We start from the raw sequence: 25,846 nt of genomic DNA on the forward strand, positions 1-25,846 counted from the left end.
TAAGTTCGCTTTACTGTTTCTCGCCTGCTGCCTGTCACTGAGTTCGTACGCCAATGCCGCTGGCCACAAAGGTTCGCACGCCGGATACAAGCGCCACGCGGCAACACCCAAATACGACCGAATCGGCAAACACTCGAAAGGATGCGGCAGCCGGGGCGGCCCGGGTTATAGAAAGCCAAACGGTAAATGCGCCTCGTGGAGGGACTAAAAATTGCGTTTGCTTAAAACAATTGCTGCGCTGAGTATTTCTCTCGCCTTCTCCTCCTGCTCAGATCAGAAGAATCCTCAAGAACTGATTAACAACGAACATGTTTCCGCCGAGGCAAAAACGGGAAACGTTTTGCCAGTAACAATCACACATGGCTTCAAGTCGAACTCGTTCAATGACGGATTTATGCGAGCCACTCTGGTAGTTACGGTCGATGGCGGAATGCAGAATGACTGGATCGCAACCGCAATCATTTTGGCCGAAGTGCTCGCAAAACAGGGAAGTGACATGATCGAGGTTACAGTCGACCGCAATGACCTTGGATCAGTACCGGCTGCGAATATGCATAAGCACCTCGCACGGGTTTCATATGCTCCAGATCTGAAACGAAGCGTGTCGTTCGACAAAAATTGGCAGATTGCAGCAGCAGAAAACGTCGTGTCGATCGAGATGCTCAATGCCACGAATGACTATTACGCGCTATACAAGAAATACACATCCGAAGGTATGCGAGATAACGAAGCAGATACAAAAGCGGGAAAAGTAATCGCGCAAAAATATAAGCTCGCATCTGAATGGCGTTTACCCTTGCCAAATCTGCGCGAAACAAAACTCAACCGTAACGATATTTTTATCAAAGGCCAAGAAAAAGATCTTGAATCGGTCATGCGCATTAATGCGTGCATGAAAGGCAAGGTAAACTTTGCTATCAAGACATGCTAAAAACTAAGCGATCGGCTTATTCAAGTGTTTTTTTGGGAAATAGAACGTAGAAATGCCCACTTTCTCTTGCAAAAGTACATAAGGAGACACTGGTTCATTCCAAAAATAGTCGCTAACGCCCAATGAAATTAGCGACTTATCATGGTTTTTTTGAAAAAAAATCGAATTAACCAGTGTTTCCTTAAAAAATCTTATCTATTTGTAGACTCCAGAAATATCTGCCTGCTTCAGTTTCCCTGACTGAAAATTCTTCAGCATTTCTGATAATTTTTTAGCCGAATCCAAATCGAATACAACATCGCTATTTGGATTACAAGGCCCCAAACGACAGTGTCTTAAATACAAATAGTGACTATTTGCACTGCCGCTATGAAATGCAAAAGTCAACTCGACCTCAGACATATTCCCCCAAATTTTCGCGCGACCAATATCTTTGGTAAAGATATCCCCACGTTTTAAGGCCAACGCCTCCCATTCTACATATTTATCAATTAGCGCCACATAATCGCCAATATGCTCTTTTAAAAAACGATTTTCTATTACTTCAAGTCCGTACTCATCCTTATAAATTCTCTTTACACTAATATTTAAAACCTCCGCCCCATCACTCATTTTCTCAATTGAAAAAAACGTCGGGCGCTCGGTATATGTTGATGCAACAGAATTAAAAATACGGCCATTTAAGTTCGATGAAACTCTCGTCTTCTCACTAATCGTCGAACAACCCGAAAAAATCCCAGAAATGACAGCTACCGAGACTATTCTTAAAAAAATATTTTTCATAATTATTCATTTCACATTAAAAAAGATAAAACAACCAATTACCCTTATGAGGTTACATTATTAAAACTACAGGGCACCCGCATCCAGTTTATTCTTTTTAGTATTAAACTGTTGAATTGCATCTTTAAATTCCGGAACAGCTTCTACCATAATATTGACATAACCCTTTCCTCGTGCCACCCCAACCAAATCAAGTACGATCGACTTGGAATTCGTCTTAAAAATTGCCGTCCACATTCCGCAACCTTGATATCTTAGGCATTCATAAAATTCATCTGACTCTTTGTACAATTTCAGACCAACTGTTTTTGTACCCGTTTCCTGCTCACCATATTTTTGCGTTAAAGCGTCATGCAAGTTTGAAAATCTCTCTTTTCCCTTTTCCCCGAAAGCATCATCGAAAATCGTATCTCCAGTCGCCACAATTTTCACAAGTTTTTCGTCCGAAAAAACATATGAATACTCCGAAAATCCAGAAAGAGGCTTAGGAACACTTGAGGATTTATATATAGTCAAATTCTCCTGCTTCTTCTTAAGAACGATTGCAATACCAAGTTTTTCGAAATCATTTTTAGTCATACCCCATTTCAAGCCAAACATTGCATCCTTTTCCTCAGATGCATTTGAACTCATGGAAAAAACAAACAGAAAACAAAGCAAAAAAATTTTTTTATTTAAAACTCTCATAAAAACCTCGGGCAAGATTAAATTTAGGTCAATTTTATTTGACTACACCAATCGCTTTGAGAATACGTTTCGTTTCAACCCTCAAAAGCAATGCATCTTCAAGAGTGATGGGGCGCGCATGCGCATATGAAATACGAATTGGAAAAAGTCGCTGGAATGACTCCTGCACATCCCCTTTGCGGCCAAAGATTCCTTTAAAAACTTGATTCCAGTTTTCATTTTTTTCAATAATTGCCTTGTAGTCAGTAAAGTCAGCGTAATCAATCAATGGAAATTCCGGCTTCCCAGCTTTGATAGCCTTTTGCTTTTTCTCTTGCCACGAGTCGTACATGCCCGACGGTAACCGTTGCACAATCCAATTTGGACCAAACTCTTCGCGCATCACCTTCTCAATAAACCGACGAACGGCGTTCTCAAACCGATGCAATACTTCATGTGCTTCCTTATTGCGACCAAACCCATCGTCATCAAGGCTTTCAGATTGATCATCAGATACCAATCCACCAACTCTCAAACTCTCGTAGAATGCTGGAGAAGTAAAGTGAGTCAGATCAAAATTAAAGCCCTGTCCACGATAGAATTCCGTGCGTAAAATTGGGTTTGTTAGAACTTCTGGCGGTGGCATGGTGACATCACGCCAATCACCAAATTCAGAACGCAGCTTACAAACAAGGGATTGATCATAAGCAGGGTAAATATCAATACCACGGCCAATTGAGACCAATTCAGAAAGTGCTACGACGGATTTATTTACTTCTTCAATTTGCACCCACGGTGAACGAATCTCAGCGAAACATTCTTTCAGCTTTTCCTCAGTTGCCATTACCGTGTGAGTCAAATCAGATGCCATAGCTATGTGGGCAAATGCACTTAATTCCAAGGGCTGAGGTAGACGAAATTGTTGGCGAAAACGTGCTTGATCTTCAAGGATTTTATCAATCTCTGATTGAAAGGGTGTATTCCCGTCGATGAAGCCCAGCCGTCGCATCTCCTCAATCGGCCCCAAAAGTAACTGTCGTTGACGTTCAATATTATCCATCTCATTTTTTATGCTAAATGAGTTAGATACGCTAGACAGTAACTTCTGCCAATCCTCAATTTTTTGAATGGCTTTATATGCGGTCGAGACACTAATTGGATCTTGAATTGATTTAAAGGATTGCGTTAATTGGTCGTGAGGCTTTATCAAATTACGGAACTTCTCTTGTTCCTCCAGTATTTTTTTTATCGTGCCTGACATTATTCCTCCGCATAAATTTGCTTCTATTAAAGATAAGACCATTAAAAATATATATTAATATTAAATTATTTACAACTAATGACCTTTTGTCTTGGATATAATTTCCAATAGCATCGCAGGTTCAGTTCCACCTGCCTTTGAGGTCGCGGTACGATAAGCAAGTTGATTCTTATCCAGACTTATTCCAGCCTCACGCTCGACATCGGCGCAAGCAACCGCCCACTCCGGCCAATTATTTGAAAGGAACGTTTCCAAGTGATCTCCAAATATGGCGACACCATCAAATGCACCTTCTTGTGGAAAGTCCTCCTCTTGTCGACCAAAATAGCGCAAGAGCTTTCGATTCTCTGATACGTGGCCATTTTTCTCTCCAGCGATTTTTTCAAGCGATTTACCACTTGCTCGCCCCTCAAACCCTGCGTCCGCGTCAAATAGTGCGTAAACTGGTACTCCAATAGAACTTAGAATTGCATGTGCAAGCGTAATTGAACCTTTTCCACCAACGGATGTAATAGAAATCCCCTCTGCCTCAAGTGCACCAGGTGTTGACCTGTCCCCTATCCCGTAGAAAACAGAAACTTCCGTAGGCCCTTCCACAAGAAGTACGCGATTCGCAAATAGGGCAATTGCCAGTTGCTCTGCTACGTTATGATCAAGTCTTCTATCGACCACATCAGCACTTACAACGCCTTCCAGTCTAGCTTTGACGTTATCAACAGTCGCATAGTGAACAGAGACCTCAGGGGGGCCATCAGATGAACGTGTCAGTCTTCTTACCTGATCAAAATGTCGCGCCTCAAGAAAATATGGGCTATGAGTGGCATAAGTCACCTGTATGCGCTTTTCAGTGTCCTCAGCAAGATCGCGAAGTACTTTCGCAAACGCTTTAGCTTGAATCGGATGCTGGAATAGCTCTGGTTCTTCAATCGCCAAACATATCACGCCACCAGTAGCGGCAGCCCCGGACTGCGCCAAAAGCTGTAGAGCAGAAATAAGAATTGTGCGTTGGAAACCATGCCCCTGTCTCTCGACTACAGTCTCCGTCTCACCGTCACGAACAGATACCTCAAATGTGGTTCGAGGGGCCTTGATTTCAAATGCTGCAGGCGAAACTCTTAAAGCGCGTCCCGGCGCATATGAAGTAACAACCTGGTTAAGTTTTGCGGTGATGTCAGCAAGCGGCTCCGCAAATTTTTCTTGATAAATTCTCTGTTGCTGCACTCGCGATTCATCAACAACTCTGGCAATTTCTTCATCGGCCGCAGTGCGATCCACTGATCGCTCAAGAATTCTGCCGATGATGCTCGACTTTCCATCTATGGATTCTTCACTAGCGCGCAGGTCAGCGGTGATCAACACAAAATCAAAAAGTCCGCTCATCTTTCCGCCGCTATTAAAACCAAAGAAATTGGTTTGAAGTGCCTCAGGCGCATCTTCAAGCAAATCGGTGTGAGCGGCCTCCCAAGCTGTCATTGCACTTTCAATAGCAGGGCCCGTACCTGCAGCAGGCAGGTCTAACGATGGCTCTGCAGAACGAAGATTCGCGTAAAGTGTTTTCTTGTCTGTAGCAGTAGATGCCGCCTTGATGGCATTAAACTGCGGAAAGCCTTTCGCATTCGCTGAAAGAATCTCCGAGCCATCAGGCGACCGACGCTTCCACGCTGTGAATGTTGTCACTTCGTCGGGCGCGTACTTCCCAAGCGCCTCCCGATCTTTTTCCGAAAGATCACCAAATGTGACTTGTACTTCGATATCCTGATCCGTCGCGCCAAATGAACAGTCAGACTCTGTCAGCGAACCCGGCTTTCCATTAAAAAACCAATCCAACGCGCGTAACACAGTGGATTTACCAGCACCGTTAGGCCCAATAAAGGTGGTAACAGCGTCGAAAGGAATGGATACATCCCTTAAAGCACGAAAGTTCATTATGCGTACAGATTGAATTTTCATTTTTTCTTACTCCTTGATTTTTTTGATCTGAGTATGTTCCGATCCCACCAAAATTCGGCAATTCTTAACGAACAAGTCACGGCTTATTTCAACTCAAATTTCAGTTAAATAGCGCGTTTGCAATGCCACAATGATAAGGTATCATTGTGTAACGCTATCGTCACTTTTTGGTAACAATTAGCTGATGTTTAGCAAAATTTTTTCAGTGCGCTAATTAACATGTAAAAAGATATGCCGATGTTAAGCACTGAAGTAAACGCCGTTTTTGGCCTGATCTTGCAGTCGATGTTTCGCTGTGATTTTGTGGAATCAGTTGGGTGGGTGTAGATGGGTAAGGAATTTCATGGCGACGTTGGCCAGGTGGTGATGGGAGACGCGAAAACCGGCCCGGCGCTGCATAACGTGATGAATGTGAATGTGTCTTCTGCGCCGGAGGCAAAGCCTGTCGAATTTAAGGCGCTCAACATGTTTCAGCGCGCAAAGATTAAGGATCGGGTTAAAGCAGTCAGCGCAAGCACGGGCATGGCAGATCTGGAGGTTTATCGCCACATTCTGGCAGAGTTTGGTGCAGACAATCTGAATAGTCTCAGCGCTGATACGTACAAAGATGTGATCGCCTATCTGGCCGGGCTTGCCGGGAATCATCTTCCTGATGAACCAAGCGAACAGCCAGCCACGCAGGAAGCACCGCTGCCCTGCCCCGTCTGCGTAGAACACAAACACAGCGTAAAGAAATTACGCATCGGCTTAAGCATTCTGGCCATGTTCAGCCTGTTTTGCCTTTGTGGCGTTGTGTGGGCCGTTGTGCAGTCAAACAAAGCTGATACGCCCGCCAGCATCGCCGCAACAGATGAATACTGCCATCAGGATGGCAAAAGCTTTTCAGTCGGCAGCATCGTCAAAATGCCGGACAACAATTTGATGAAGTGCACTAACGCACCCGGTGCATCACCCAATTATTGGGAGCAAATCAAAACACCTTCGATCAAGCCGGTAACAAAACGCAGGCATCAAGAACCTTCAAAATGGTAAATCGGTGGCTCTCATCAGACACACCGTTTCCCAATTTGAAGTCAAATTAACCTGCATATTCGTTATTTTCAGTAAAAAACTACAAATCCATTATTCGCTATCAATCCGCAGGGGATTGTTTAAAGAAAAACAATGCCGATTTCTCTGGGATGGGCTATGCTAATTCCTGATTGCAAGCGTGTATGTGTGATCAAGTATCAGCATTTTATGGGATGCGGTTTTCGACATGACCTAAAATTATAAATATTTAATTTAGTTAATTTTCTTACTTCTGGGAGCACATAATGGATCTGGATAATGCAGTTGCAAAACACGCGGAATGGAAAGTTAAATTTCGCAAAGCTATTACGGCAAAAGAGCAATTAGATGCAGATACCATCGCAAAAGATAACTGTTGCGATTTGGGTAAATGGTTGCACGGTGAGTCCAGAACGAAAATTGGTGGTCTCGCCAGTTACAAAGATTGCGTCAGCCGCCATGCAAATTTTCATGTCGAGGCAGGAAAAGTCGCAAAACTGATTAATAAAGGAGCTTATTCGGAAGCAGAGAAAGCACTTGATGCCGGTACATCGTATGCAACTGCATCCAGCGCTGTCAGTCTGGCAATTGGGAAACTAAAAAAAGAAGCTGGAATGTAATCTATTCACAAGTACATTACTGACAACAGGATTCAATTTGCTTTGCGTCCTGTTGTTGAAGGCTCGTAAGAGTCAACATTTCGATTCAGTGTACCCTCAGTTTCAATGCGCTAACGCTAACTTTCTCTGTTGCTTGACGCGATACATCGCATCATCAGCTGCTTCGATCGCTTTCTCACAAGTGCTCGTATCCGCATCCAAGACTATTACTGCAACACTTGCTCCCCCGTAGTTTATCGAAACCTCACCTAAGTCAAACTTTCCCTCGGTGGCTTTGGTTAGCCGATTTTGCATCATTGCGGCCACGTCAACAGGCCTTTGTTGATCTTTTGGCGATGGCCCAAAACCAACAAACAAAAACTCATCACCACCCAATCTTCCCAGAAAGTCCGTCGCTCTTAAGCAATCAGCGAGACGGCGTGCAATTTCGCGAAGAAACTGATCTCCCACGCGATGCCCGTACTCATCGTTGATATATTTAAAGTTATCCAAATCAATCATACCGATGAGTGTTGACGTACCGTATCTTGTCGCATGGGCGAGTATCCTTTCTAACTGCTCAATCATTGCCCTGCGATTCGGTAAGTCTGTCAGCAAATCCGTTAGTGCTATCCGCTGCAATGTTCTGTTAGTTTCTTGCAGTTCAGATATCAGAATTTCGCGCTCCAGAAAATTAGCAACAATGTTTCCAAATAATTGCAAAACTGTTCTGGCTTTTTGTTGTTGTTCAACTTTTTCGGCACTCGCCGCACACAGTGTTCCCATTAATTTACCACCACTACAAACAATAGGAACCGTCATATAGGAGCAAATCCCGAGATTTTTTGCAGCCTCGGAATCGCTCCACAATTCCTGCACATCGGATGTGGCGGAAATACACGACTCTAATGAACGTTTGCAGAGTGAGTCCCCCCAACTGACAACGATACCCTCGGGAATTTGTAAATTACCAACATTCCGAGCATATTTAACCGTCTGCGTATCGTCATCAAATTCGATTGAAGTCAGGTAAGTCGATTCCATGCCCGTTGCACTGCTTAACATTTCGAGCAAGGGTCTTACGAGCTGCTCTATCGAACGCGCCTCATTTAACGACTGAGCAAGTTGTTTAAGGATGATATCCATGATGTCCTCTGCAATTGCGGAACTGCATTCGTTCTTGGTTTTTTCTATTTTCCATTTACTAATTATCGGATCTATTTTTCGAAAATTTGTTAAACATCGTGATTTCCGCTTTTATCCGTATAAACAGCATTATCAATGCAATTTAAATATTTACCAATTGCCAAGGCAAGCCAAACTCAGTAAATCGCAGATTGACGTGCACTTACTCTCTTGAATTGCATACGGCTTAGTTCATTTGACTTCCAACTCCATTTGACTGCTAAATCCCTGAACTGAAAGCGAATGCGTCGTTTTCACAATCAGCCATTCGGTATTGCCGATCGGGGGTTTAAAGCCCTGTATTTTGACGGGCATCATTGGGGTGATGTCGGGGCGGCCCAGTGCCAGTGTCAGTTGTAGTGTGGCTTTGCCACGTTTTACCCGGTTCCATTCTGCCTGTGCCGCTTTTTCTGCATCTGTCTGGTTGGCGTACACGTGGCGCAGGCGTTTGGGGTTGTCGTCTGTGCCGATCAGTTCGCTTTTTTCTTTTGCGTCGTCTGCATCGTGCCATTGGGCGCGCACGCCGCTGTAAGCGTCCCGGCTGGCGGTGTGGTAGCGGTGTTTGTCGCCGTGCTGGCGGGTCAGCACCATTGTTGGCATTTTCTGGCCTTTGCTGTTGGTGCCTTCGCCTATTGGCAAAAACAGTAAGGCGTCTTTTTTGATGGTGGCAACGGCGTCAAACCGTTTTCCCAGCCGGTTTAGGAAGTGGATATCAGATTCATTGGTCTGGTCGATATGGTCGATCAGTTCTTCCTGAAATTTTTCTCCTATTTTTGGTGTCAGGGCATTGTCTGCGGCAATCTGGCTGACGATGTCGCCCACGGTTTGCTGGTGAAAGCTGCGGCTTTTTTTCACGCGTACATGCTTATCCATGGCAACGCTGCGGGCGCGCAGGGTGATGGTGTCCGGTGCGCCTTCGTGCTCTACTTCGTCCACCACAAAAGTGCCTTTATCCACCATGCCGGCATATTGCCCCTGCCCTTGCCAGCCCAGTTTCAGGGTGATTTTGACGCCTTTGGAAGGGATAGCCACCATGCCATCGCTGTCGTCGATGGTGATGTCGAGCTGGTCCACCGCGTTTTCGCGGGATTCTGTCAGTGTCAGGTTCACCAACCGGGGGTAGATGTTGCCGGTAATATCGCGTCCGGCCAGTGTTACGGCAAATGCGGGTATCGGGTAGGTCATGGTTTAATCCTCCAGCACTTCGTCTCTGCCAGATCCGCTGTGCGAATCGATGCGGTCGCCCCGGTCTACCCGTTTCAGGCTGAGAGAAAACTCAACCCGGCGCGGAAAACCGTCTTCAAAGAACAGGGTGCGCCCTTCTGACAGGTGGGTAATCACAAATTCGCCAAAGATGCGGCCTGTGCCTTCTACCAGCACATTGGCCCTGCCTTCGTCTGCCAGATCGCGCAGATCGTCTAATGAGGTGATGTCGCCGTTAAAGCCCGGCGCAATCCAGCCAGAAAAGGTGATGGTGTCGTCGCCCTCGCCCACGTACTGGTGGGCATCTCTGGCGCCCACGCGGGGTGTAGCCGGATGTTTCCATTCCTGCTGCCGCTGAAAATCCTGGTAAGCCAGTGTGGACAGGCTGAACACAAACTGGCCAATGCTCATCATCATGGAGCTGCTTCCTTATGATTCATCGTAATCGTGCATGCTGGATCGCTTTGCCAGGCTGCGCTGGCGTTCGCGCTTGTCCAGTTCTGCGGCCACGGCTCTGGCAATGGCATGGGGGTCTGCGCCTGCAGGCGGGTTAATAGTGATCTGTATGCTGTTTGTGCTGTGGTGTTGGGCTGGCTGTGCACTGCCCTGTGTTGCAACCGGTGGCCGGCGATCAATACTGACGGGTGCCAAAGGCTTAAACACCGGTGCTTCTGCCGTTACCGGTGTCAATGGCCGGGCAAAGGGTGGGATGATGTCTGTTGCCATGGCTGGCATTGCGGCGGCTGATATCGCCAGCCCGCCGCCCAGTGCTGCCATGCGTTTGGTCAGGCTGCTCAGTTGTTTCAGCGGCTGGTGTTCGCCCTGCTCCAGCCCTACTGATAAGCCTTGCATGGTGAACTGGCCAAGCTCTGCAAACACCACGCTGGGGCTGTGTATGCCCAGCTTTGCTTTGAACCAGCCCACCACATCATCCGCCACATTGCTGATGACCTCGCGCACCGTTGCTGCCGCACCGGAAATACCGTTGATGAGTCCCTGCATCATATTGCTACCAAACTCGCTGAAAGTTGACGGCAGGCCGGAAAACCACGCCATAGCAGATGCGAATATTTGGCGAAGTCGCGCCCAGATACCGTCAAAAAACTGTGGAGCCGGTGCCCAGTTGCGGTACAGGTAATAAGCACCGGCTGCCAGCAGTGCCACAGCCGTAATTGCCAGTCCGATGGGGTTGGCCAGCAATGCCGCACCAAAGGCAAACACTGCCCGCCCTGCCAGCATCAGCCTGCCGCCAAGTGCGGCAAGTACCGGCAAAGCGACGCTGATACCGCGACTTAACCAGCCGATGAGCGTACCTGCCCTCGTGAACACAGCACCCAGCCTTGCCCATATGCTGGCAAGGCCCAGCCCTTGTATGCCGAGCATGGCCATGCCGTAGCGCAAAATAGCAAACGGCCCGATTAACGAGGCCAGCACCAGTGCCAGCCCGCCCAGTACCACCAGCACAACGGCCAGCGCGGCAAATGACACGGTCAGCACTTTGGCAGTGGTCTGGTGTTGGGTAAAAAAACTGTTCAGCCCGCTCAGGGTGCCGATCAGCAGCTTTAAGCCAGTATTGATGACGGGCAGCAGTTGTTCGCCCAGTTGCTGCTCCAGTGTGTTGCGCTTGGCGATTAAATCCAGATACTGACCATTCACGCCCGATGCGGATTCCTGATTCAGTTGGTCAATACCAAATGCGCCCTTGGCGGCCACCCGGTGTTTTTCGATGTTGGCGCGCTCCAGATACATCGAACTCATCAGATTTGCCGCTGTGCGGCTGGAAAACAGGGTGGTGATCTTGCTGATGACCTGGTTATCAGTCATGCCTTCTTTTTTGATCTTGGGTAAAACATCTTCTATCAGATACAAAAATGGGTCGGATTTGTATTTCTCGGCAGATTTCAATGCGTCCGGCATCATTTTGGTGATGTGGCCGGTTTTGCCGTATTTGATGGCATCCGGATTAATCAGTCCATCTTTGTGCAGCTCTTCGGCGGTTTGCTGGGTGGTGCGCCCCACAGCCCAGTTCTGGTAAGCACTCATTAGTGCGGTACCGGTGCGGTCGCCGCCCATTTCCTGAATGTTGTGCAGCATGCCAAAGAAAAAGCTATCGTCAGAAAGCTGTTTGGCCGCTACGCCACCGGTTTTGATCATGTTCAGCAAATCTTCCGGTTTCACCAAACCACCGGAGGCCACATAGGCTTTGGTGGAAAAGTCCAGCACCCGTTTAAAGGTGTCCATGTCTTTCAGTGCGCCGCGCAGCTCTGCGGTTTTGATGAGGTCGCGGAACATGTTTTCTGCGGCCTCGCCGTGGCCTTCGCCGCCACCACGCTGCTGCATGACGCCCTCGATGCCGAACTTCATTTTGGCCAGCAGCGGCGTCACTTCCTGCGCATGGTGAAAGTCGCGCAAAATAGAATGCGCTTCGGTCAGCAGTTTCAGGTTATCCAGAGAGCTGCTGCCCATCATATTCATCCCTTTGGCGAACTGAATGCCTTCCTGCACCATGTCTTCACCAATGCCCAGCGCCCGCAAGCGGGAAACCTGCTGCTGAAACTGTGCCGCCTGATCCACGCTCTTAATCACCGGCACACCCATGGCACCGCCAGCCACGGTCATGCCGATGCCGGTTGCAGCCAAGCTAGTGGCACTACTGCGGGTTTGCTCCATGCGTTTTTTGGCTGCGGCAAATTGCTCCTGTTTTTTTGCCAGCTGGTCCAGCTTTTTATGCTGGTCTTTCAGCTCTGCATTCGTATAGGCAATGCCTTCTTTCAGCCATTTTTGTGCATCACCTAAATGCCGGGTACTGATGCCGGTGCTGTGTAACTTGTCGCGCAGGGTTTGCAGTTGCTGCGTCTGGGCCTGGTGTTGTTCTTTGATGAGTTTTGCTGCTTTGGTAGCCCGGTCAAACTCGCGTTGCAGTGTGCGCGTGGGGTTGACAGTGGCCTGCATTTGCTTTGCCAGCGCATTTGCACGCTGACGTGCAGCTTCCAGCCTGCCTGTGGTTTCGCGCAGCCCAGCGCTTAACTGGCGAAAACTGGATACGTTTTGCTGCTGAGCCTCGAGATCTTTTAAGCGATCGCGCAAGGCTTTCAGTGCTTTACCACCTGCGCTGCTTTCTTTTTGTATCGATTTCAGCGGAGCAGTGACTTTCTCCATCATCGAAAAAACTACCTGAAGTTTTAAGTCACGCTCTGACATTATTCTGCCCCGCTTCTTACTCTGGCGCGTTCACGCCATTCCATTAAATCTGACAGGCTGAGTTCGTGCATGGCAGCGGGTGGCCAGTGAAACACCACCGCGATATCTGCCATGGCGTCTTCTACGATTTCCGGAACACCATACGGTCCGCTTTCTTGACCAAAAAAGAGGCTACCTCGGCACCGATTTCCAGCAGATCTGCCGGATCCAGATTGGCCACATCTTGCGAGGTAAGGATGGGGGTGGAAATGCGTGGCAGTACTTGCTGTAAGGCGACCACGCTGATGTTGCCCAGATCCACCAGCGAAACGCCGCGCAGCTCGCCTGCTTTGGGTTTGCGAATGGTGATTTTTTCGATGAGGCTGTCACCGCGTTTGATTGGTTCATCCAGAACAATGGTTTTATCACTCTGGTTTGCAGTGCTGCTGTCGTTGATGTTGTTGGTTGTGGTCATGATGATGTGTGCTTTCTGGTGGAATGAAACATTGCATTCACCGGCAATTGCTGCTGCTGGTGACGGGTGTTAAACGCCGATAGCGCGGCGGATTTCTTCGGTGCGATCGACACCGCCAACCACTTCAACGCCGTTGATGAAGTCGAGTTCGATGATGTCTTCGCCGTTGACGGTCAGCTTGTAATAGCTGCAGGTCGTTTTGTACTTGTGGTCGGACTTGTCACCCATTTTGGCGTTGCCCATTTCAATTTCTTTGTGGCGGCCGCGCACCACAATCTCCACCGCATCCACTTCGCCGCTGTCGTCGCGCTGGTAGGCACCGGCAAAGCGCAATTGCACGGCGTTATGGGTAATGGCACCGTACTGCTGCAGGGCATCGACCAGCAGGCCGCCGGCTGTCCAGTCGAGTTCGATTTTTTCATTCACGTAATCGACTTCAATCGGGCCGGTCATGCCGCCGGCGACGTAGTCTTCCATCTTGCGGCTTAGTTTTGGCAGGGTGAGTTCCGGTACCTGCCCGAGGTAAGAGATACCGTCGTTGAATAAGTTGAAGTTCTTTAATTTGCTTGGCATGCCCATGTTGGCTCCGGATCAGTGATTGGCTGCCCCGCTACAAAACGGGGCAGCATGGTTATCAGTGCAGGGTTGGTGCAGTCAGGCGGTGATGCGCTGACCAAAGTTCGCCAGATAGCGGTCGGTAATGCGCTGATGCAGGATCAGGTCTTCCAGCGGCGGTACCGGCGTGTAGTCGTAATCGATGGTCAGAGAGCCCATTTTCAGGCTGTCTTTGGTGTTGGATGCCGGGTCAAACCAGGCATGGGCATCGATGATGTAACCCTCTGCCTTGAGCTCGCGGAATTTGGCATTGATCGATTCCAGCAGGTCGCGCACCAGGGACGGATGCACCGGTTTATCGACATAGCTGAAATGCGCTTCTGCAATGCTGTCTGCCAGTACCTGCGCTGTGCGGGTGTAATTTTCAAAGAAGAAAAATTCACCCTCTTCCACGGTGCGCGAACCCCAGAAGCGGTAACCGCTTTTATTAATCAGGGTTGTTACGCCGGACTGGTTGAGAAAGCCGGCATCGGTTGCGCCGCTTTGCAGATCCCAGAAAACATCCCGCGAGATACCCAGCGGGCCGTTAATCACCATATTGGACAAGGATTTATGCCAGCCAATGTCGTTATCGATTTTGGCGCGCAAACCCAGTGCATAGGCCACGGCAGAAATACTGTTGTTGGATTTGGTGACGGGATCCCAGCTGATAAATTCCGGCCAGATCAGCATGAGTTCACGCTGGCCAAACTCTTCGCGGTAATTGACGGCGTCTTCTTTGGTTTGGGCACCCCAGCATGATGCATAGACGAATGCGCGCAATTGCTGTGCAACGGCAACCATTTCATTGGTGACTGCCTGTGTATCCAGCCCCGGCGCACCGAGAATGCGGGGCTTCATGCCAAACTTTGCCTGGGCAGACAGCAAGGCTTTAATGCCGGTGTATTTGCCGTCTGCGGTGACGGTACCAATGACATTGCTGGTTTGAGCGATTTCGTCCTCACCCTGCTCTACCCGCACCACAATGGTAAAGGCATTGGTTTGTTTGCCGATGGCTTCCAGCACGCGGGACAAGGTGCCTTTCTTACCTGCCTTGCCAATGGCGCTGTTGATGTTAGTCAGCAGTACCGGGGTATTCAGCGGGAAAGTTTTGTTATCGGCGTCGTCTGCCGTGGCGATTAAGCCGATTACCGCCGTGGATATGGTGCGAATCGGGCGGGTGCCTTCGTTGATTTCAATGACTCGGACGCCGTGGTGATAGTCTCTGGACATCGTTTTTCCTCCGTTGTATCGGGTTGGTTGGTGGTGCGCGTCAGGTATTCACTTCTGCTGCACCGGTACCGTCTTCCAGCGCTGCGGCGGCCGCTTCTGCTTTGAATTGCGCCTGTGCCTGCTGCTCTTCCGCCAGTTGCTGCGCATGTTGTGCAAGCGCGTTGTCGCGGGCTTCGGTCAGGTGCCGGTATTTGGAATACAGGAGGATGTGCAAATCGGCATTGGTTGCAGTACCGAGAACGACACCGGTTTCCGGATCCAGCAACGGAAAAGGCTCATTACTTTTGCCAAAGGTTTCCAGCAGCGGCATGGCAGGCAGTGGCGCTGTGTAAGGCTGGCGAATGACTTGTCCGCCGATATTGAGGACAATTTCTTCGTTGAAGATGATGTGCGGTGCCTGACCATACGGATTGGCGATCAGCACTTCATTGGCACGTACATAGCTGGTGCCATCTACTTTGGTTGCGCGGTAGTCCATTTTTTCCTCGTCGTGTTTAGCAAATTCACTGGTAAGCAGCACAGCGGCACATCGCATCTGTTCGCTGGCTGTGATCTTCAAAATTTCAGCCCGCTTTGCCGATCGCCCTTACAAAATGCGGTGTACCGAATACGCTGGCGGAGGCGTGCAATAACTGCTGGCTGTGCTGGTTTGCTTCCGCCATTTCGTTGCGGAAAGACTCCACTGCTGCTGCGGTACTGCGTTGCTGTTGGGCGTTTTCGATCAGCAGCACGGGCAACCAGCTCATGGCACAGGCAAATTCATCGACGTTTTCACCGGTATTCGGATTTTTGCCGGCAAGCTTTGTGAACCAGCTGCACTGATGAATCGCGCCATCGCGCACTTCCTGGCATTTGTGGCCCAGCGGGCAAGTCAGTACGGTTTTCAGTTCCATTTATTCCACCTCGCGATCCGGTAAATGCGACAAGCTCAGACGGCGTACCACCCACTGCTTGCCATCCCACGCGGCTTCTTCATCGACCGCGATCTGCTCTGGCGGTGGCGTGAGCGTGGTGCGCGGCGGCAGATGAATGTCTTTTTTGTCGCGGTTGTTTTGAAAGCTATAGGGGCCGATATACGTGCCGTCGTCGCCCCATTGGTAGCCGGTAATGAGTTTTTTCATGGTTAGTTCCGGGTGCAGATAATCATGTCGATGTAGCGCGGTTTCCAGTCTGTGGCGGATGAGCCGTTGTCGGTGGAGCCGGTATGCGTGTGCGAGGACGATTGGCCGGATAAGCTGATGCCAGTCATTGCGGTACCTGTTCTGTTTTGCGGTTGATAGTTAAGGCGGACATAAGCGCCGTATTCGCCACCGATCAGGTTTTGCAGATCGGATTCACCACCGGGATGGGTATGCCCGGGGTCATTTACCGCGTGGGTATGGCTGGCACTTTCATTACCGGTGGTGAAGCCGTGTGTATGAGCGGGCACCACGTTATTGATGATCGGGCTGTGGGTGCCGTTGGTACCGCCGCCAGCGGTTTTGACGACACGCAGCATGCGGTTATCTGCGGCGTCGCTGACATCCTGCGTCCAGCCGGTGGGCGCTGCCGCCTGCGCAAATGGCATACGGGTACCGGATGGGAATATGCCGACATCGTTTTCTAACTGGCTGAGCTTGCTCAGGTTGCCGTCATGCCACAATTTCCGCCATGCGCCCCAGCTGGTACCGTTGATTGCCTGTCGCACTGCCAGACCATCGCCAAACGACATTTGCACCGGTGTTCCGCCACCAGCTGCACCGGATGCGTCATAACCGACGACGGTGAGAATGTATCCGTAGCTATTGTTTGCACGGGCCGGCGGATTATCTACCTTGGCGATGTCTTTAAATTCGATGGTGGCAGCGGCGTTTTGGTAGGTATTGGGTGCTGACGAACTGGCGCGTACATCGGGAATGATCCAGCTACCGCGAAAGCCGGTTTTCGCAGAGATACTGCCCTCTACCTGCAGTTTGTCGAGGCCGTTGTCTGTTGCGCCCAGTAAAAGCCTGCCGGATGCGGTCAGCGACATCCAGTACTGACCGGCTGTGCCCCAGCGCATACCGGTACCGCTGTCCTGCATAAAATTGGCATAACCACCGGCATTGAACTGTACAAAGCCTGTGCGGGTACCGTTGGCAGCGTAGAAGACATATTGCGCAGTGTCGTTTACAGCGCGGAACGATTCTGCCTTTAAGGAGGTAACGCTGCCTTCAAATGTCGCATCGCCGGTGTTGCTGATGGCAGCGACATTTTTGTTACGGGTGAGGTTTCGGAATAGCCATCCGCGCCCGTCATCACCTGTCATGGTGAAGTAAATTGCCCAGTCCAGATTCACTGCACCGTACTGGCCAAAGGTGGCGGTTTTCGCAAACATGAAGCCAAATCGTGGTGCACCGGCTGCGGTACCGCCGTACAGAGAAATGCCGTTACCACCGCCATCTGTTTGTGTAATGCCGAAGTTTTCCAGCGTGCCGCCGACAAAACCCGTGTCGTTAATCAGCTGACTTAATTTGGTGAGATTGCCGCTGTGCCAGACCTGATACCAATCGTTCCAGTTGAAGTCGATACCGTTACGGATATGCAGTTGCGGTAAGCCACCATTGCTGACTGTATTGCCGAATGCCATCTGGTATGAGCATTCACCGGTGCTGGCTGTGGTGCCGTCAAACGGAGCAACCGTCATCACCGCTGCGTATTTGCCGCCAGTGTAAGTGGTGTTCGACAGTACAAAGTCCCAGCGTACAGAGCGCGGGCTGAAGTTCGGCTGCACAAAACTGGCAGACCGCGAACTATCAATCACTTTTATCAGGGATGCCGAGGCTGCAGCACCCAGTACGTCGCCCGCTAACTTACCCGCGCTGTCACGCTGCGCAATGGCAAGCGGATCTGCCTGCGTTGATGGTGCCACACCTTGCAGAGTCATCGCATCGGAAACGGTTGTGGTACTTGCGGTGACGCGGCCTACTGTCGTGACGAATGATAAGTTCCAGCCTTCTGTCAGTGCCTTTTCCTGCCCCTGATAAGCTGCCAGCACATCCAGAATTTCAACTTGCGGAAAATTCCAGCTGGCGTTGTTTGCGCCAATCCAGATGGCGCACTTTCCATCGATATCACCAAAGCGGATATCAAACTTTTTGTAATAGCCGGATGCAGTGCATAAGGCTTTTACATAGCCCCAGCCTGTGTACGATTTATTGAGATAGCCTGCGATTTCGAGCAGGTACAAACTGGCGTCAAGATTGTTATAGATCCTGACTTTCATCACCAGCATGGTGTTGTTGTAACCGACAGGCAAAACGATCTGTAATGCCCCGTTAACGAACTGGCTTGCCGAGCTGAGATAACCACCGGCTGGACGCAGTATGCGGGTGTAATCTTTGGAATACAGACCGGAGCCCATTTGCTCCTGCACGCTTTTTGTTTTGTCGTCGACATACTGGCGCGTGGCGAGGACAACACCGGGATCGATTTTGAGTTCGACCTGACTGATGCTGGAAACGATCAGCACCATGCGGACTACCTGCGTGCGGCCGGAGCCTTCTGCCAGCAGGGGTTTGTAGGTTGGCGGGCAATTGGCGATCGCAATCAGGTTGCCTTCGTCGTCAAACAGACCAAGTTCGCGTATCCACCAGCCACCCACGTTTTCTGGTATCACCTGTTCAGCAATGATCTGGTTGGTGTTGACGGCATCGGTCGATAATTGATTCAGCGGTGCGCGGCGTAATTCATTGACCAGGTGCGTGGCGGCACGGTCTGGCACTGGCAGGTTGCCGCCGCCATCACCAACGGCCATGGCCGTAATTTTGAACGGAATGCCTTGCGCTTTGCACTTGGCATCTTTTGCCTCGCCTGCGGCGGTCAGGATGGCGAAATAGGTCTGTGTCATGCTGTTCCCGGTTGAATGGTCATGGTGTCGATGCTGTGCATGGCTGCGCCGGTGCTGTAGCGGCCAGCAGAGGCAATGACCGGACTGGTGTATGGGTAGATAGTCATTTCATCCCCGCTGTACACGGCAATGCCGGTGCGGCTGTAGCCACGGGTTTGACTGACGATGGCAATGCCTGTCAGGTGCCGGCTTAATGGTTTAGCGTCGTCAATTAATCGCTCGAGCTCGGGGAACATGTCGCCGGAAAAGCCACTATCCAGCACGCTGATCGCCACTTTGAATGTGCCGCGTGGTGCCGGTGGCTGGGCTTGCCACCACTCGGTCAGTTTTTCCAGCGTGCCAAACGGGGCAATCACACGGCGCAGCGCGGTGATGGTGCCCTTCTTTTTGTGCAGGTCGAATGCATTGCGAATGAATGCGCGCTTAATGTCTGCCGTCCAGTCCGGATCCCAGTAATCCACTGAAAATGCCGATGCCAGCATGGGAAGCAAAGCTTCCGGGCATTTGTCCGGATTAATCAGCTCACGCAGTGTTACCGGTACCCGTTCAATCTCTGCAGATGCTTTTGCCAGCTTGCGTTCAAGGGTGCTGGCATTGGGTGGCAGCAAGTCACGCATCTGCGCCTCCGTTGCGAATGGTCACGGCCTCGCAGTAGCCTGCTTGTGTCGGGCTGATGGCAATGTCGTCCGGTGGTGAATGCAGCACGACGCGTTTAATGCCTTCTGCATGCAGGGCGGCAATGATGGCGGAGCGATTAATGTGCCTGCCTAAACGGCGCAGGGTGTTGCGATACACGTCTAAGCGGCGGGCAGCCTCTTGCAGGACAGGTTCTGCCTCTGGCCCCTGATCGAGGTACAGGCTGGCATCGATGTGATAGCGCACAACTTCTGCTGACTGCACGACCAGACGGTCACCCACTGGCCGGATATCTTCATCGTTTAGTGCAAGCTCGACAGCGCGAAGCAGATCCGCTGGTGCGGCACCATCGCCGGCAATCGACAAAATGGAAACCACCACTTCGGTGGGCGCCGGGCTGATGGCACTGGCATCAGCAACACGGCCATCTGCAGAGCGCGCATGAAAGATGTACGCATTGCGCGGGCCTGCAACGGATAAACCTTCAAATGCCTGCAAGGTGCGTTCACGCAGTGCGTCGTCTGACTCCATCACCGCTGGCGTTGGCGGAAAAGCGTTGCTGTTTGCCGGTGTGACCACCAGACGCTGCACATTGACATTGCCAGAAATCTGATCCAGATCTGCGCCGCGTGCAAAGCTCAGCATCACTGCGCGGGCTGCATCGTTCACGCGCTGACGCCAGACGATTTCGCGGTAGGCACTTTCCTGCAGCAGCTTTGCAATGGGTTCAGATTCCAGTGCCAGTGCAGCCTGCACTTCCGCGCGCTGATCGGCGGGATACAACGCGAGAAAGGCGGCTTTGCGTTCTGCGTAAATGGTTTCAAAGTCGATGACTTCGACAATATCCGGTGCTGGCAGGCTGCTCAGGACGATGCTCATGCGGCACCTGTCAGATCAAGAGGAACACTTAAACTGACCTGATCTGCAGAGACTGCCTGAACCAGTTTGCCTTTCAGCTCCAGCAACACGCGCCCTGGTACCTCTGTGCGATAGATGTTGACTTGTGTGAGTTTGAGGCGCGGCTCCCAACGCAGCAAAGCCGTTGCTGTGGCTGCATACAGCCTGAGCTGGGTAATGCCGTTGTCGGGTTGATCGATCAGATCAAACAGCAGGCTGCCGTAGTCTCTTCGCATCACGCGGCTGCCAATCGGCGTGGTGAGAATATCGGCAATGCTTTGGCGTAAGTGGTCCAGCCCCGCCACATGCTGACCGGTTGTCGCAGCCATGCCTTTCATAGCGGCTCGCTCACGATTTCGCCATCGCCTTGTTCACGATGCCGGTGTTTCTGAACGCTGATTTCGCCTGCGGTGATATCTTCCGTGGCGTGCAGACTGCCGTGAATTGTTGCTGCAGATCCGCCTGCGCCGTCTGCGGTACCGTAACCAACCATGCCTGCCTGATAGGTCAGCGTTTTTTCGACCAGCAGGTTTCCGGTACAGGTGGTTTGTGGTGCATCGAGGGTAATTGACTCGGATTTGACGGTAACGGCGCCCGGTACCGTGATCACGGCCGTTGCGCCTTCTGGCAGCGTGACCACCAGCGCGTGGCTCTGGTGGTTGTAATCCATCACCGCGCCATCCGGATACGTTGTGCGGATGTTGTGCTGATCGTCGTCCGGTGCCGGATGGTGGGCACTGTTTAAGCCCGGCAGAACGATACCTGCACCGAGTTCCCCCGAAGGTGAAAACACAATGCACTGTTCCCCTGTTGTGGGCGGATTCCATGTTTTGGTGGCACCGGCACGGGCTGCAACGACACGCAGCCAGTTGGTGGTAATGTCCCCCAGCTTAACGCGCACTCGCGGTGTGCGACTGTGCTTCACTTCAGCAATGGTGCCAAAGCGAATCACATTTTCTAAGCGGCGAGAGAGGTCAGCAAGATTGAATTCCATGCTGACGATGATGACGTGAACCGCTTACAGGGTCACGTTACGGAGGGTTGCTAAAAAGCTTATCAACCTATTGCGCAGCTCACGCGCGCGAGGCTTATGAGATAGTGAGATCAGGACGCGGCGACGTACATGATGCGCTAACATCAGGCACGCCACCGCCCTCGCAGAAAGCCCTGCAAGATTGGCCTAAGACCGCGTCACCTGTGCACAGGCGCGCCAAGGCTATCATATTTTTCGTCACTATGAAAATGCAGGATATCCGTTGTGGAACTTGTTCCAAAAAACTTGGTGAGGGCGAATTTATCGCTCTCACCATTAAATGCTCACGTTGTAAATCGATGAATCACTTGAGGGCCATGAGCTCCGAAGCAGAATGCCATCGCGCATCCTTATCTGGAGTAAATATTGAGCAAACCGATCATTCCCTGGATCGGCGGCAAACGTCGTCTCGCCAAACGTATCATCCCGCTGTTCCCTGAGCATCAGTGTTATGTTGAACCGTTCAGCGGCGCTGCTGCTATCTATTTTTTGAAAGAACCCACCGAAGCCGAAGTCCTCAATGATATTAACGGCGAACTGATGAACCTTTACAGGGTGATCAAATTCCATCTGGATGCGCTAATTGACGAATTTCGCTGGACCTTGGTTGGCCGGCGCCAATTTGAGTGGCATCAGAATCAGACGACCGAGCAACTGACAGATATTCAGCGCGCCGCCCGCTTTTACTACCTGCAAAAAACAGCTTTTGGTGGGAAGGTAGATGGGCAGGCGTTCGGTGTTCAGACTGACCGGGGCCCGAGATTAAATCTGCTCCGCTTACAAGAAGATTTCAGTGCCGCACACTTGCGCCTGTCTGGCACGGTGATCGAAAACTTACCGTGGATGGATTGCATAAAGCGATATGACCGGCCACACACGCTTTTTTATTGCGATCCGCCTTACTGGGGGACAGAGGGTTACGGGGTTGACTTCGGGCTAGAGCAATATGCACTGATGGCAGATATTGCGCGATCCATCAAAGGAAAAATGGTGATCAGCGTCAACGATATTCCAGAAATGCGTTCTGTATTTGACGGGCTGAATATTGAAACTGCTGAGATTAACTACACAATTGGAGGGGCAACCCGATCAAAGAAAAAAGCGAGCGAATTGATTATCCGAAACTGGTAACAAGACGAAATTCAACCATTAGAAAACCACTTACTTTTCGGCCAAATGCCGTAACAACGAATCCTTAATCAATTCACGGTCCGCTGAACTGAAGCCTAGCAGCTGACGTTCGGCGTACTGGACTTCCGGGCCATTTTTGCAAACGGTGTCCCTTAAACCGAACTGGTGGACGCGGGCAATGCGGGCTACACGTCCTAAAAATCCTACTGCTATCTGATTGGCATCGGCATTGAGTTTCAGATGCGCTGATGTCCGTAACTTGCCGAACATAGCTGCTTTTTGCTTTTTGATTCTGCCCTGCTTTTCTCTGAGTTGCTTCCGGGGCTTTCTTGCCGCATAGGGCGTGCCTTCCGGCGATTGCTGTGCTTTGATGCGTTGCTGCTGGCTGCGGCGCAGGTCTTGTGCAACCTGCTGATTGACTTTCCGTCTGGCGGCGGGTTCCAGTCTGGCCAGCAAGGCACCTGCCCATTGTTCCAGCGCGGTTAAGTCGTTAGCCATGCTTTACATGCCAATGTCTGTGGAGAGCTGCCATTCTGCGAGCAGTGTTTCGCCTTTGTAGAGTGCCCAGTACGGGTGGGCGTAATCTGGCGCCAGTACGGGTTCGCCAACGTGTTTGATATCGAGGCGGCCTTGTTGCGCTTTCACGATGACGCGTTCGGTCAGTTCGATTTCCAGTGATATGTCGACTGAATCGTGGTTGTTGAAGTCAACGATGAAGCGAATACCGCGCTGGCGTTTTTCTTCGTTGCCGAGGATGTCTGGCTGGTGGGTGGCGATCCAGTCCAGCAATGGCACCATGATGGCGTCTTCGTCGCCGCCAAAATCGGTGATGATGACGTTGAGCTTGTAGGCGTATTCAAACGAGCGTGATGCAGTGCCGGTGCAGATCAGCCTGCCCTCGTCTGCAAATACCAGCAATTTATCCGGATCGCGCCTGAGATCCGGATTGGCTGTGCTCAGGTGCTGACGCAGGCTGTTTGGCTTGTACATCTTACTCTGGCCTTAAACACAGTTCGCGCTCTGCTGCACGCCGTCTTACCAGCCCTTGCAGGGCTTTGTCGCCTGCGTACACCCATTTCGACATTTCGCGGCATGCGCTGGCGGCATCGCCGGCGTTGATGAGCCTGAGCATGGTGGACGGGCGGCCGGATCTGAGAACACAAAAGCCGTCTTTGACGCCTTCTTTGCCGGGGCCAACGTTAAAGATGAATGAAGTGAAGGCTGCCCGCTGATTGTTATTCAGGGGGACTTTGACGCAGCTATCCAGCACGGCTTTGGCTTTTAGTAAGTCTTGCACTGTCAGCTCGTCGCATTGTTCGATGGTTGCGGTTTGCCCGAGTTTGACGCCGCCGGTATGGCCGCGACAAATGGTGGGAATACTGACCGGATCCAGATAGGCGTTTTGTCTGGTGCCTTCAAAGGTAATGATCAATGACAGTGCAGCTGCAATGCCTGCTGCCGCCAGCCTGTTGCGGATGTTATCGGTCGCCATAATTTGCCCGTTTCAGTGCACGTCTGCGTTCCAGCCAGGGATACACCAGCTTGTCGCGGATAAGAAATATGGTCAGCAAAACGGTGTAGCCGATGGTGCTGATAAACACCCATTCGTTTAACGGAATGCCCAGCAGGGAGATGGTGCTGATTGTGACCGGTGGTGCGGCTTTGATGTACTCGATACGTGGTTCCATCACGTCAATCCCATAGGTTGATCATCTTTTTGGTACTTACCCGGGCAGCTTGCTGCGGCAGTGTGACGGTGATGCCGGTTGGCAGAATCGTTCCGTGGTCAGCAATGCCCGGATTGAGTTTCAGCGTTTGTTCAACGACGCCGGAAGCGGCGCCCAGGTGGCGCCAGCACAGCAGATCCAGTGTGTCGTTTTGCCGGGTGGTGACTTGCATCAGATCAGCTCGACGGTGACGTGGGATCTGCCGATGATGTCGCTGATTGCCCATTGGGCATTGCGACGCTGCTCGTCTGGCCCGCTGGATAGCCAGCCGACCAGTTTTTTGTCGTCCAGTGAGGTGGCTGTTGTGTCGTAGTCTGAATAACGCTCGATCAGGTCTGCTTTGGCGGTGCAATACACAGCCCGAAAATAGTGGGCGATCAGCACACTGGACTGGTTGACTTGTGCGGCGGGTACTTCTGCCATGTGCTGATAGCCTGCATCCGTTTGCTTTTGGCGGAAGGTTTGCAGCTGGTTATTGACATGGATGATGGCGGCCACTGTTGCATCGATCAGGCGGTCGTCAGTCACGGTTCCATCGATACGGGTTTTGTCGCGCAGGGTCTGAATACTGATATCCGGAAAAAAACCGTCATTGCTGATGATGTCTTTCTGGGCGGTACCGGGGTTTGAGGTAGCAATAAATGACATGATCGCTTTCTGTGAGTCGGCGGTGGGCGGGTTGCAGACCTGAATCGTGATTGGTCTTTCACCCGCGCCGCCGTGCGCCGGGGGGCTGCTCTTTATGCTGGCGTCGCTTTTTTAATGCGGCGTTCCAGCCTTTCTATGTCTTTCTTGACGCCGATGCCATTGAACAGATCCAGTGCGCGTTGCAGGTGCTGCAGCGCCTCCCCTGCTATTGGCAACTGCTCTGGTGTCAGGTCTTCTTCACCAATGCTGGCAATGCAGGCATAGCCCAGTGCTTTGTACAGCTTGGCTCTGGCCTGATCTGGCGCATCTGCACCCGTCGTGAGTTGCTCTACCTGTTTCAGAATGCCGATTGCATCCACCCCGGGTATGTCTGCGCCCTGTATGAAGGCATCCGGGATTTCATCCAGCAGCAGGGTTGCTGTGTCGCGGTTGTACTGGTCCGGCAGTTTGAGTTTGTGATGCAGAACGTACTGTGCAATTTGCAGCGCACGCGCAAAATCACCCACGTCGATATGCCAGACGAAGACCGTGGTTAAGACGGTGTCTTGCGCCCCGCTGCCGGCGGATAGCGCGCCATCAATCCAGCTTTGATATTCCGGCAGGAGTTCGCGTTTGACTTCGATTTTGCGTTGTATCGACTGGATTTGTTTCAGGCGCTGACGGTCTGTGATGAGCTTGGCACACATCAGATCGTAAGCGCTGCCTGTAACGACGCTGCCCGGTGCTGCGGTGGCTGCGGCCATTGCTGCCAGCGTGCGCTGGTAGTGCTGTTGTGCGGGACTGGTGCGCGCCATGA

General features: G+C 51.2%; 32 protein-coding genes. 5 read left to right on the forward strand and 27 right to left on the reverse strand.

Translation table 11 applies throughout. From position 1 onward, the window contains the following. The first annotated feature begins 211 nt into the window (after positions 1-211). Complete coding sequence (locus KDM89_RS11015; RefSeq protein ID WP_212687981.1) at positions 212-931, forward strand: hypothetical protein; 720 nt, start codon at positions 212-214, stop codon at positions 929-931. Between the two features lie 195 nt (positions 932-1,126). Here the strand turns inward: KDM89_RS11015 and KDM89_RS11020 are convergent, their stop codons facing one another. The 4 genes from KDM89_RS11020 to KDM89_RS11035 all read right to left on the reverse strand — a co-directional run bounded on the left by KDM89_RS11020 (position 1,127) and on the right by KDM89_RS11035 (position 5,591). Further along, positions 1,127-1,714: a hypothetical protein gene (locus KDM89_RS11020; protein WP_212687982.1), complete on the reverse strand. Its 588-nt coding sequence runs from the start codon at positions 1,712-1,714 to the stop codon at positions 1,127-1,129. Between the two features lie 66 nt (positions 1,715-1,780). Next, complete coding sequence (locus KDM89_RS11025; RefSeq protein WP_212687983.1) at positions 1,781-2,401, reverse strand: hypothetical protein; 621 nt, start codon at positions 2,399-2,401, stop codon at positions 1,781-1,783. Between the two features lie 34 nt (positions 2,402-2,435). Beyond that, positions 2,436-3,641, reverse strand: coding sequence for a Swt1 family HEPN domain-containing protein (locus tag KDM89_RS11030; RefSeq protein WP_212687984.1), 1,206 nt, complete (start codon positions 3,639-3,641; stop codon positions 2,436-2,438). A 75-nt stretch (positions 3,642-3,716) separates the two neighbouring features. After that, positions 3,717-5,591 carry an ATP-dependent nuclease gene (locus tag KDM89_RS11035; RefSeq protein ID WP_212687985.1) on the reverse strand — a complete coding sequence of 625 codons (1,875 nt, stop codon included), beginning with the start codon at positions 5,589-5,591 and terminating at the stop codon, positions 3,717-3,719. Positions 5,592-5,918: 327 nt separating this feature from the next. On the opposite strand from KDM89_RS11035, the gene KDM89_RS11040 reads away from it, so the two are divergent. Together KDM89_RS11040 and KDM89_RS11045 are read left to right on the forward strand one after the other, a co-directional pair. Next, positions 5,919-6,623, forward strand: a complete 705-nt coding sequence (locus KDM89_RS11040; protein WP_212687986.1) for a hypothetical protein — start codon at positions 5,919-5,921, stop codon at positions 6,621-6,623. Positions 6,624-6,907: 284 nt separating this feature from the next. After that, positions 6,908-7,261 carry a CZB domain-containing protein gene (locus tag KDM89_RS11045; protein WP_212687987.1) on the forward strand — a complete coding sequence of 118 codons (354 nt, stop codon included), beginning with the start codon at positions 6,908-6,910 and terminating at the stop codon, positions 7,259-7,261. Positions 7,262-7,363: 102 nt separating this feature from the next. Here KDM89_RS11045 and KDM89_RS11050 read toward each other — a convergent pair whose 3' ends face one another. The 16 genes from KDM89_RS11050 to KDM89_RS11125 form a co-directional block, all read right to left on the reverse strand. Continuing rightward, the gene (locus tag KDM89_RS11050; protein WP_212687988.1) at positions 7,364-8,386 is read right to left on the reverse strand and encodes a sensor domain-containing diguanylate cyclase; all 1,023 of its coding nucleotides are present in this window, start codon (positions 8,384-8,386) and stop codon (positions 7,364-7,366) included. 231 nt (positions 8,387-8,617) lie between these two features. Then, on the reverse strand, positions 8,618-9,610 hold the full coding sequence (locus KDM89_RS11055) for a phage late control D family protein (protein ID WP_212687989.1): 993 nt from the start codon (positions 9,608-9,610) through the stop codon (positions 8,618-8,620). Positions 9,611-9,613: 3 nt separating this feature from the next. Next, a complete protein-coding gene (locus tag KDM89_RS11060) occupies positions 9,614-10,045 on the reverse strand; it encodes a phage tail protein (protein ID WP_212687990.1) in 432 nt (143 codons plus the stop codon). 12 nt (positions 10,046-10,057) lie between these two features. Further along, positions 10,058-12,790, reverse strand: a complete 2,733-nt coding sequence (locus KDM89_RS11065; protein WP_212687991.1) for a phage tail tape measure protein — start codon at positions 12,788-12,790, stop codon at positions 10,058-10,060. Between the two features lie 38 nt (positions 12,791-12,828). Then, positions 12,829-12,942, reverse strand: coding sequence for a GpE family phage tail protein (locus tag KDM89_RS11070; protein ID WP_212687992.1), 114 nt, complete (start codon positions 12,940-12,942; stop codon positions 12,829-12,831). An 8-nt stretch (positions 12,943-12,950) separates the two neighbouring features. Further along, entirely contained in the window at positions 12,951-13,283 is a 333-nt protein-coding gene (locus tag KDM89_RS11075; RefSeq protein ID WP_212687993.1) for a phage tail assembly protein, read from the reverse strand. Positions 13,284-13,352: 69 nt separating this feature from the next. Further along, complete coding sequence (locus KDM89_RS11080; RefSeq protein ID WP_212687994.1) at positions 13,353-13,862, reverse strand: phage major tail tube protein; 510 nt, start codon at positions 13,860-13,862, stop codon at positions 13,353-13,355. Positions 13,863-13,937: 75 nt separating this feature from the next. Further along, positions 13,938-15,110 carry a phage tail sheath protein gene (locus tag KDM89_RS11085; protein ID WP_212687995.1) on the reverse strand — a complete coding sequence of 391 codons (1,173 nt, stop codon included), beginning with the start codon at positions 15,108-15,110 and terminating at the stop codon, positions 13,938-13,940. A gap of 40 nt (positions 15,111-15,150) precedes the next feature. Then, on the reverse strand, positions 15,151-15,588 hold the full coding sequence (locus KDM89_RS11090) for a hypothetical protein (RefSeq protein WP_212687996.1): 438 nt from the start codon (positions 15,586-15,588) through the stop codon (positions 15,151-15,153). A gap of 85 nt (positions 15,589-15,673) precedes the next feature. Next, entirely contained in the window at positions 15,674-16,003 is a 330-nt protein-coding gene (locus tag KDM89_RS11095) for a hypothetical protein (RefSeq protein WP_212687997.1), read from the reverse strand. After that, on the reverse strand, positions 16,004-16,231 hold the full coding sequence (locus tag KDM89_RS11100; RefSeq protein ID WP_212687998.1) for a hypothetical protein: 228 nt from the start codon (positions 16,229-16,231) through the stop codon (positions 16,004-16,006). A gap of 2 nt (positions 16,232-16,233) precedes the next feature. After that, on the reverse strand, positions 16,234-18,978 hold the full coding sequence (locus KDM89_RS11105) for a phage tail protein (RefSeq protein ID WP_212687999.1): 2,745 nt from the start codon (positions 18,976-18,978) through the stop codon (positions 16,234-16,236). Next, positions 18,975-19,595: a phage tail protein I gene (locus tag KDM89_RS11110; protein ID WP_212688000.1), complete on the reverse strand. Its 621-nt coding sequence runs from the start codon at positions 19,593-19,595 to the stop codon at positions 18,975-18,977. The genes KDM89_RS11105 and KDM89_RS11110 overlap by 4 nt, the downstream gene beginning before the upstream one ends. After that, on the reverse strand, positions 19,588-20,493 hold the full coding sequence (locus tag KDM89_RS11115) for a baseplate J/gp47 family protein (protein WP_212688001.1): 906 nt from the start codon (positions 20,491-20,493) through the stop codon (positions 19,588-19,590). The genes KDM89_RS11110 and KDM89_RS11115 overlap by 8 nt, the downstream gene beginning before the upstream one ends. Beyond that, a complete protein-coding gene (locus KDM89_RS11120; protein ID WP_212688002.1) occupies positions 20,490-20,849 on the reverse strand; it encodes a GPW/gp25 family protein in 360 nt (119 codons plus the stop codon). Before KDM89_RS11120 ends, KDM89_RS11115 begins: the two co-directional genes overlap by 4 nt. Beyond that, a complete protein-coding gene (locus tag KDM89_RS11125; protein WP_212688003.1) occupies positions 20,846-21,505 on the reverse strand; it encodes a phage baseplate assembly protein V in 660 nt (219 codons plus the stop codon). Before KDM89_RS11125 ends, KDM89_RS11120 begins: the two co-directional genes overlap by 4 nt. Before the next feature lie 248 nt (positions 21,506-21,753). Between KDM89_RS11125 and KDM89_RS11130 the strand changes: the two genes are divergently transcribed. Both KDM89_RS11130 and KDM89_RS11135 read left to right on the forward strand, forming a co-directional pair. Further along, positions 21,754-21,984, forward strand: coding sequence for a Com family DNA-binding transcriptional regulator (locus KDM89_RS11130; RefSeq protein ID WP_212688081.1), 231 nt, complete (start codon positions 21,754-21,756; stop codon positions 21,982-21,984). Further along, on the forward strand, positions 21,911-22,675 hold the full coding sequence (locus tag KDM89_RS11135) for a DNA adenine methylase (protein WP_212688004.1): 765 nt from the start codon (positions 21,911-21,913) through the stop codon (positions 22,673-22,675). The genes KDM89_RS11130 and KDM89_RS11135 overlap by 74 nt, the downstream gene beginning before the upstream one ends. A 30-nt stretch (positions 22,676-22,705) precedes the next feature. Here the strand turns inward: KDM89_RS11135 and KDM89_RS11140 are convergent, their stop codons facing one another. The 7 genes from KDM89_RS11140 to gpM all read right to left on the reverse strand — a co-directional run bounded on the left by KDM89_RS11140 (position 22,706) and on the right by gpM (position 25,844). Further along, the gene (locus KDM89_RS11140; protein WP_212688005.1) at positions 22,706-23,173 is read right to left on the reverse strand and encodes a phage virion morphogenesis protein; all 468 of its coding nucleotides are present in this window, start codon (positions 23,171-23,173) and stop codon (positions 22,706-22,708) included. 3 nt (positions 23,174-23,176) lie between these two features. After that, positions 23,177-23,665 carry a phage tail protein gene (locus KDM89_RS11145; protein WP_212688006.1) on the reverse strand — a complete coding sequence of 163 codons (489 nt, stop codon included), beginning with the start codon at positions 23,663-23,665 and terminating at the stop codon, positions 23,177-23,179. Position 23,666: 1 nt separating this feature from the next. Beyond that, complete coding sequence (locus KDM89_RS11150) at positions 23,667-24,167, reverse strand: lysozyme (RefSeq protein WP_212688007.1); 501 nt, start codon at positions 24,165-24,167, stop codon at positions 23,667-23,669. Beyond that, on the reverse strand, positions 24,154-24,363 hold the full coding sequence (locus KDM89_RS11155; protein WP_212688008.1) for a phage holin family protein: 210 nt from the start codon (positions 24,361-24,363) through the stop codon (positions 24,154-24,156). Before KDM89_RS11155 ends, KDM89_RS11150 begins: the two co-directional genes overlap by 14 nt. A 4-nt stretch (positions 24,364-24,367) precedes the next feature. Further along, positions 24,368-24,574, reverse strand: coding sequence for a tail protein X (locus tag KDM89_RS11160; protein ID WP_212688009.1), 207 nt, complete (start codon positions 24,572-24,574; stop codon positions 24,368-24,370). Beyond that, on the reverse strand, positions 24,574-25,050 hold the full coding sequence (locus tag KDM89_RS11165; protein WP_212688010.1) for a head completion/stabilization protein: 477 nt from the start codon (positions 25,048-25,050) through the stop codon (positions 24,574-24,576). Before KDM89_RS11165 ends, KDM89_RS11160 begins: the two co-directional genes overlap by 1 nt. 92 nt (positions 25,051-25,142) lie before the next feature. Further along, positions 25,143-25,844: a phage terminase small subunit gene (gene gpM, locus KDM89_RS11170; protein WP_212688011.1), complete on the reverse strand. Its 702-nt coding sequence runs from the start codon at positions 25,842-25,844 to the stop codon at positions 25,143-25,145. Positions 25,845-25,846 lie beyond the last annotated feature (2 nt).

The sequence above is a fragment of the Cognatundibacterium luofuense genome (genome assembly GCF_018139685.1).
Lineage (GTDB): Bacteria > Pseudomonadota > Gammaproteobacteria > Burkholderiales > Burkholderiaceae_D > Undibacterium > Undibacterium luofuense.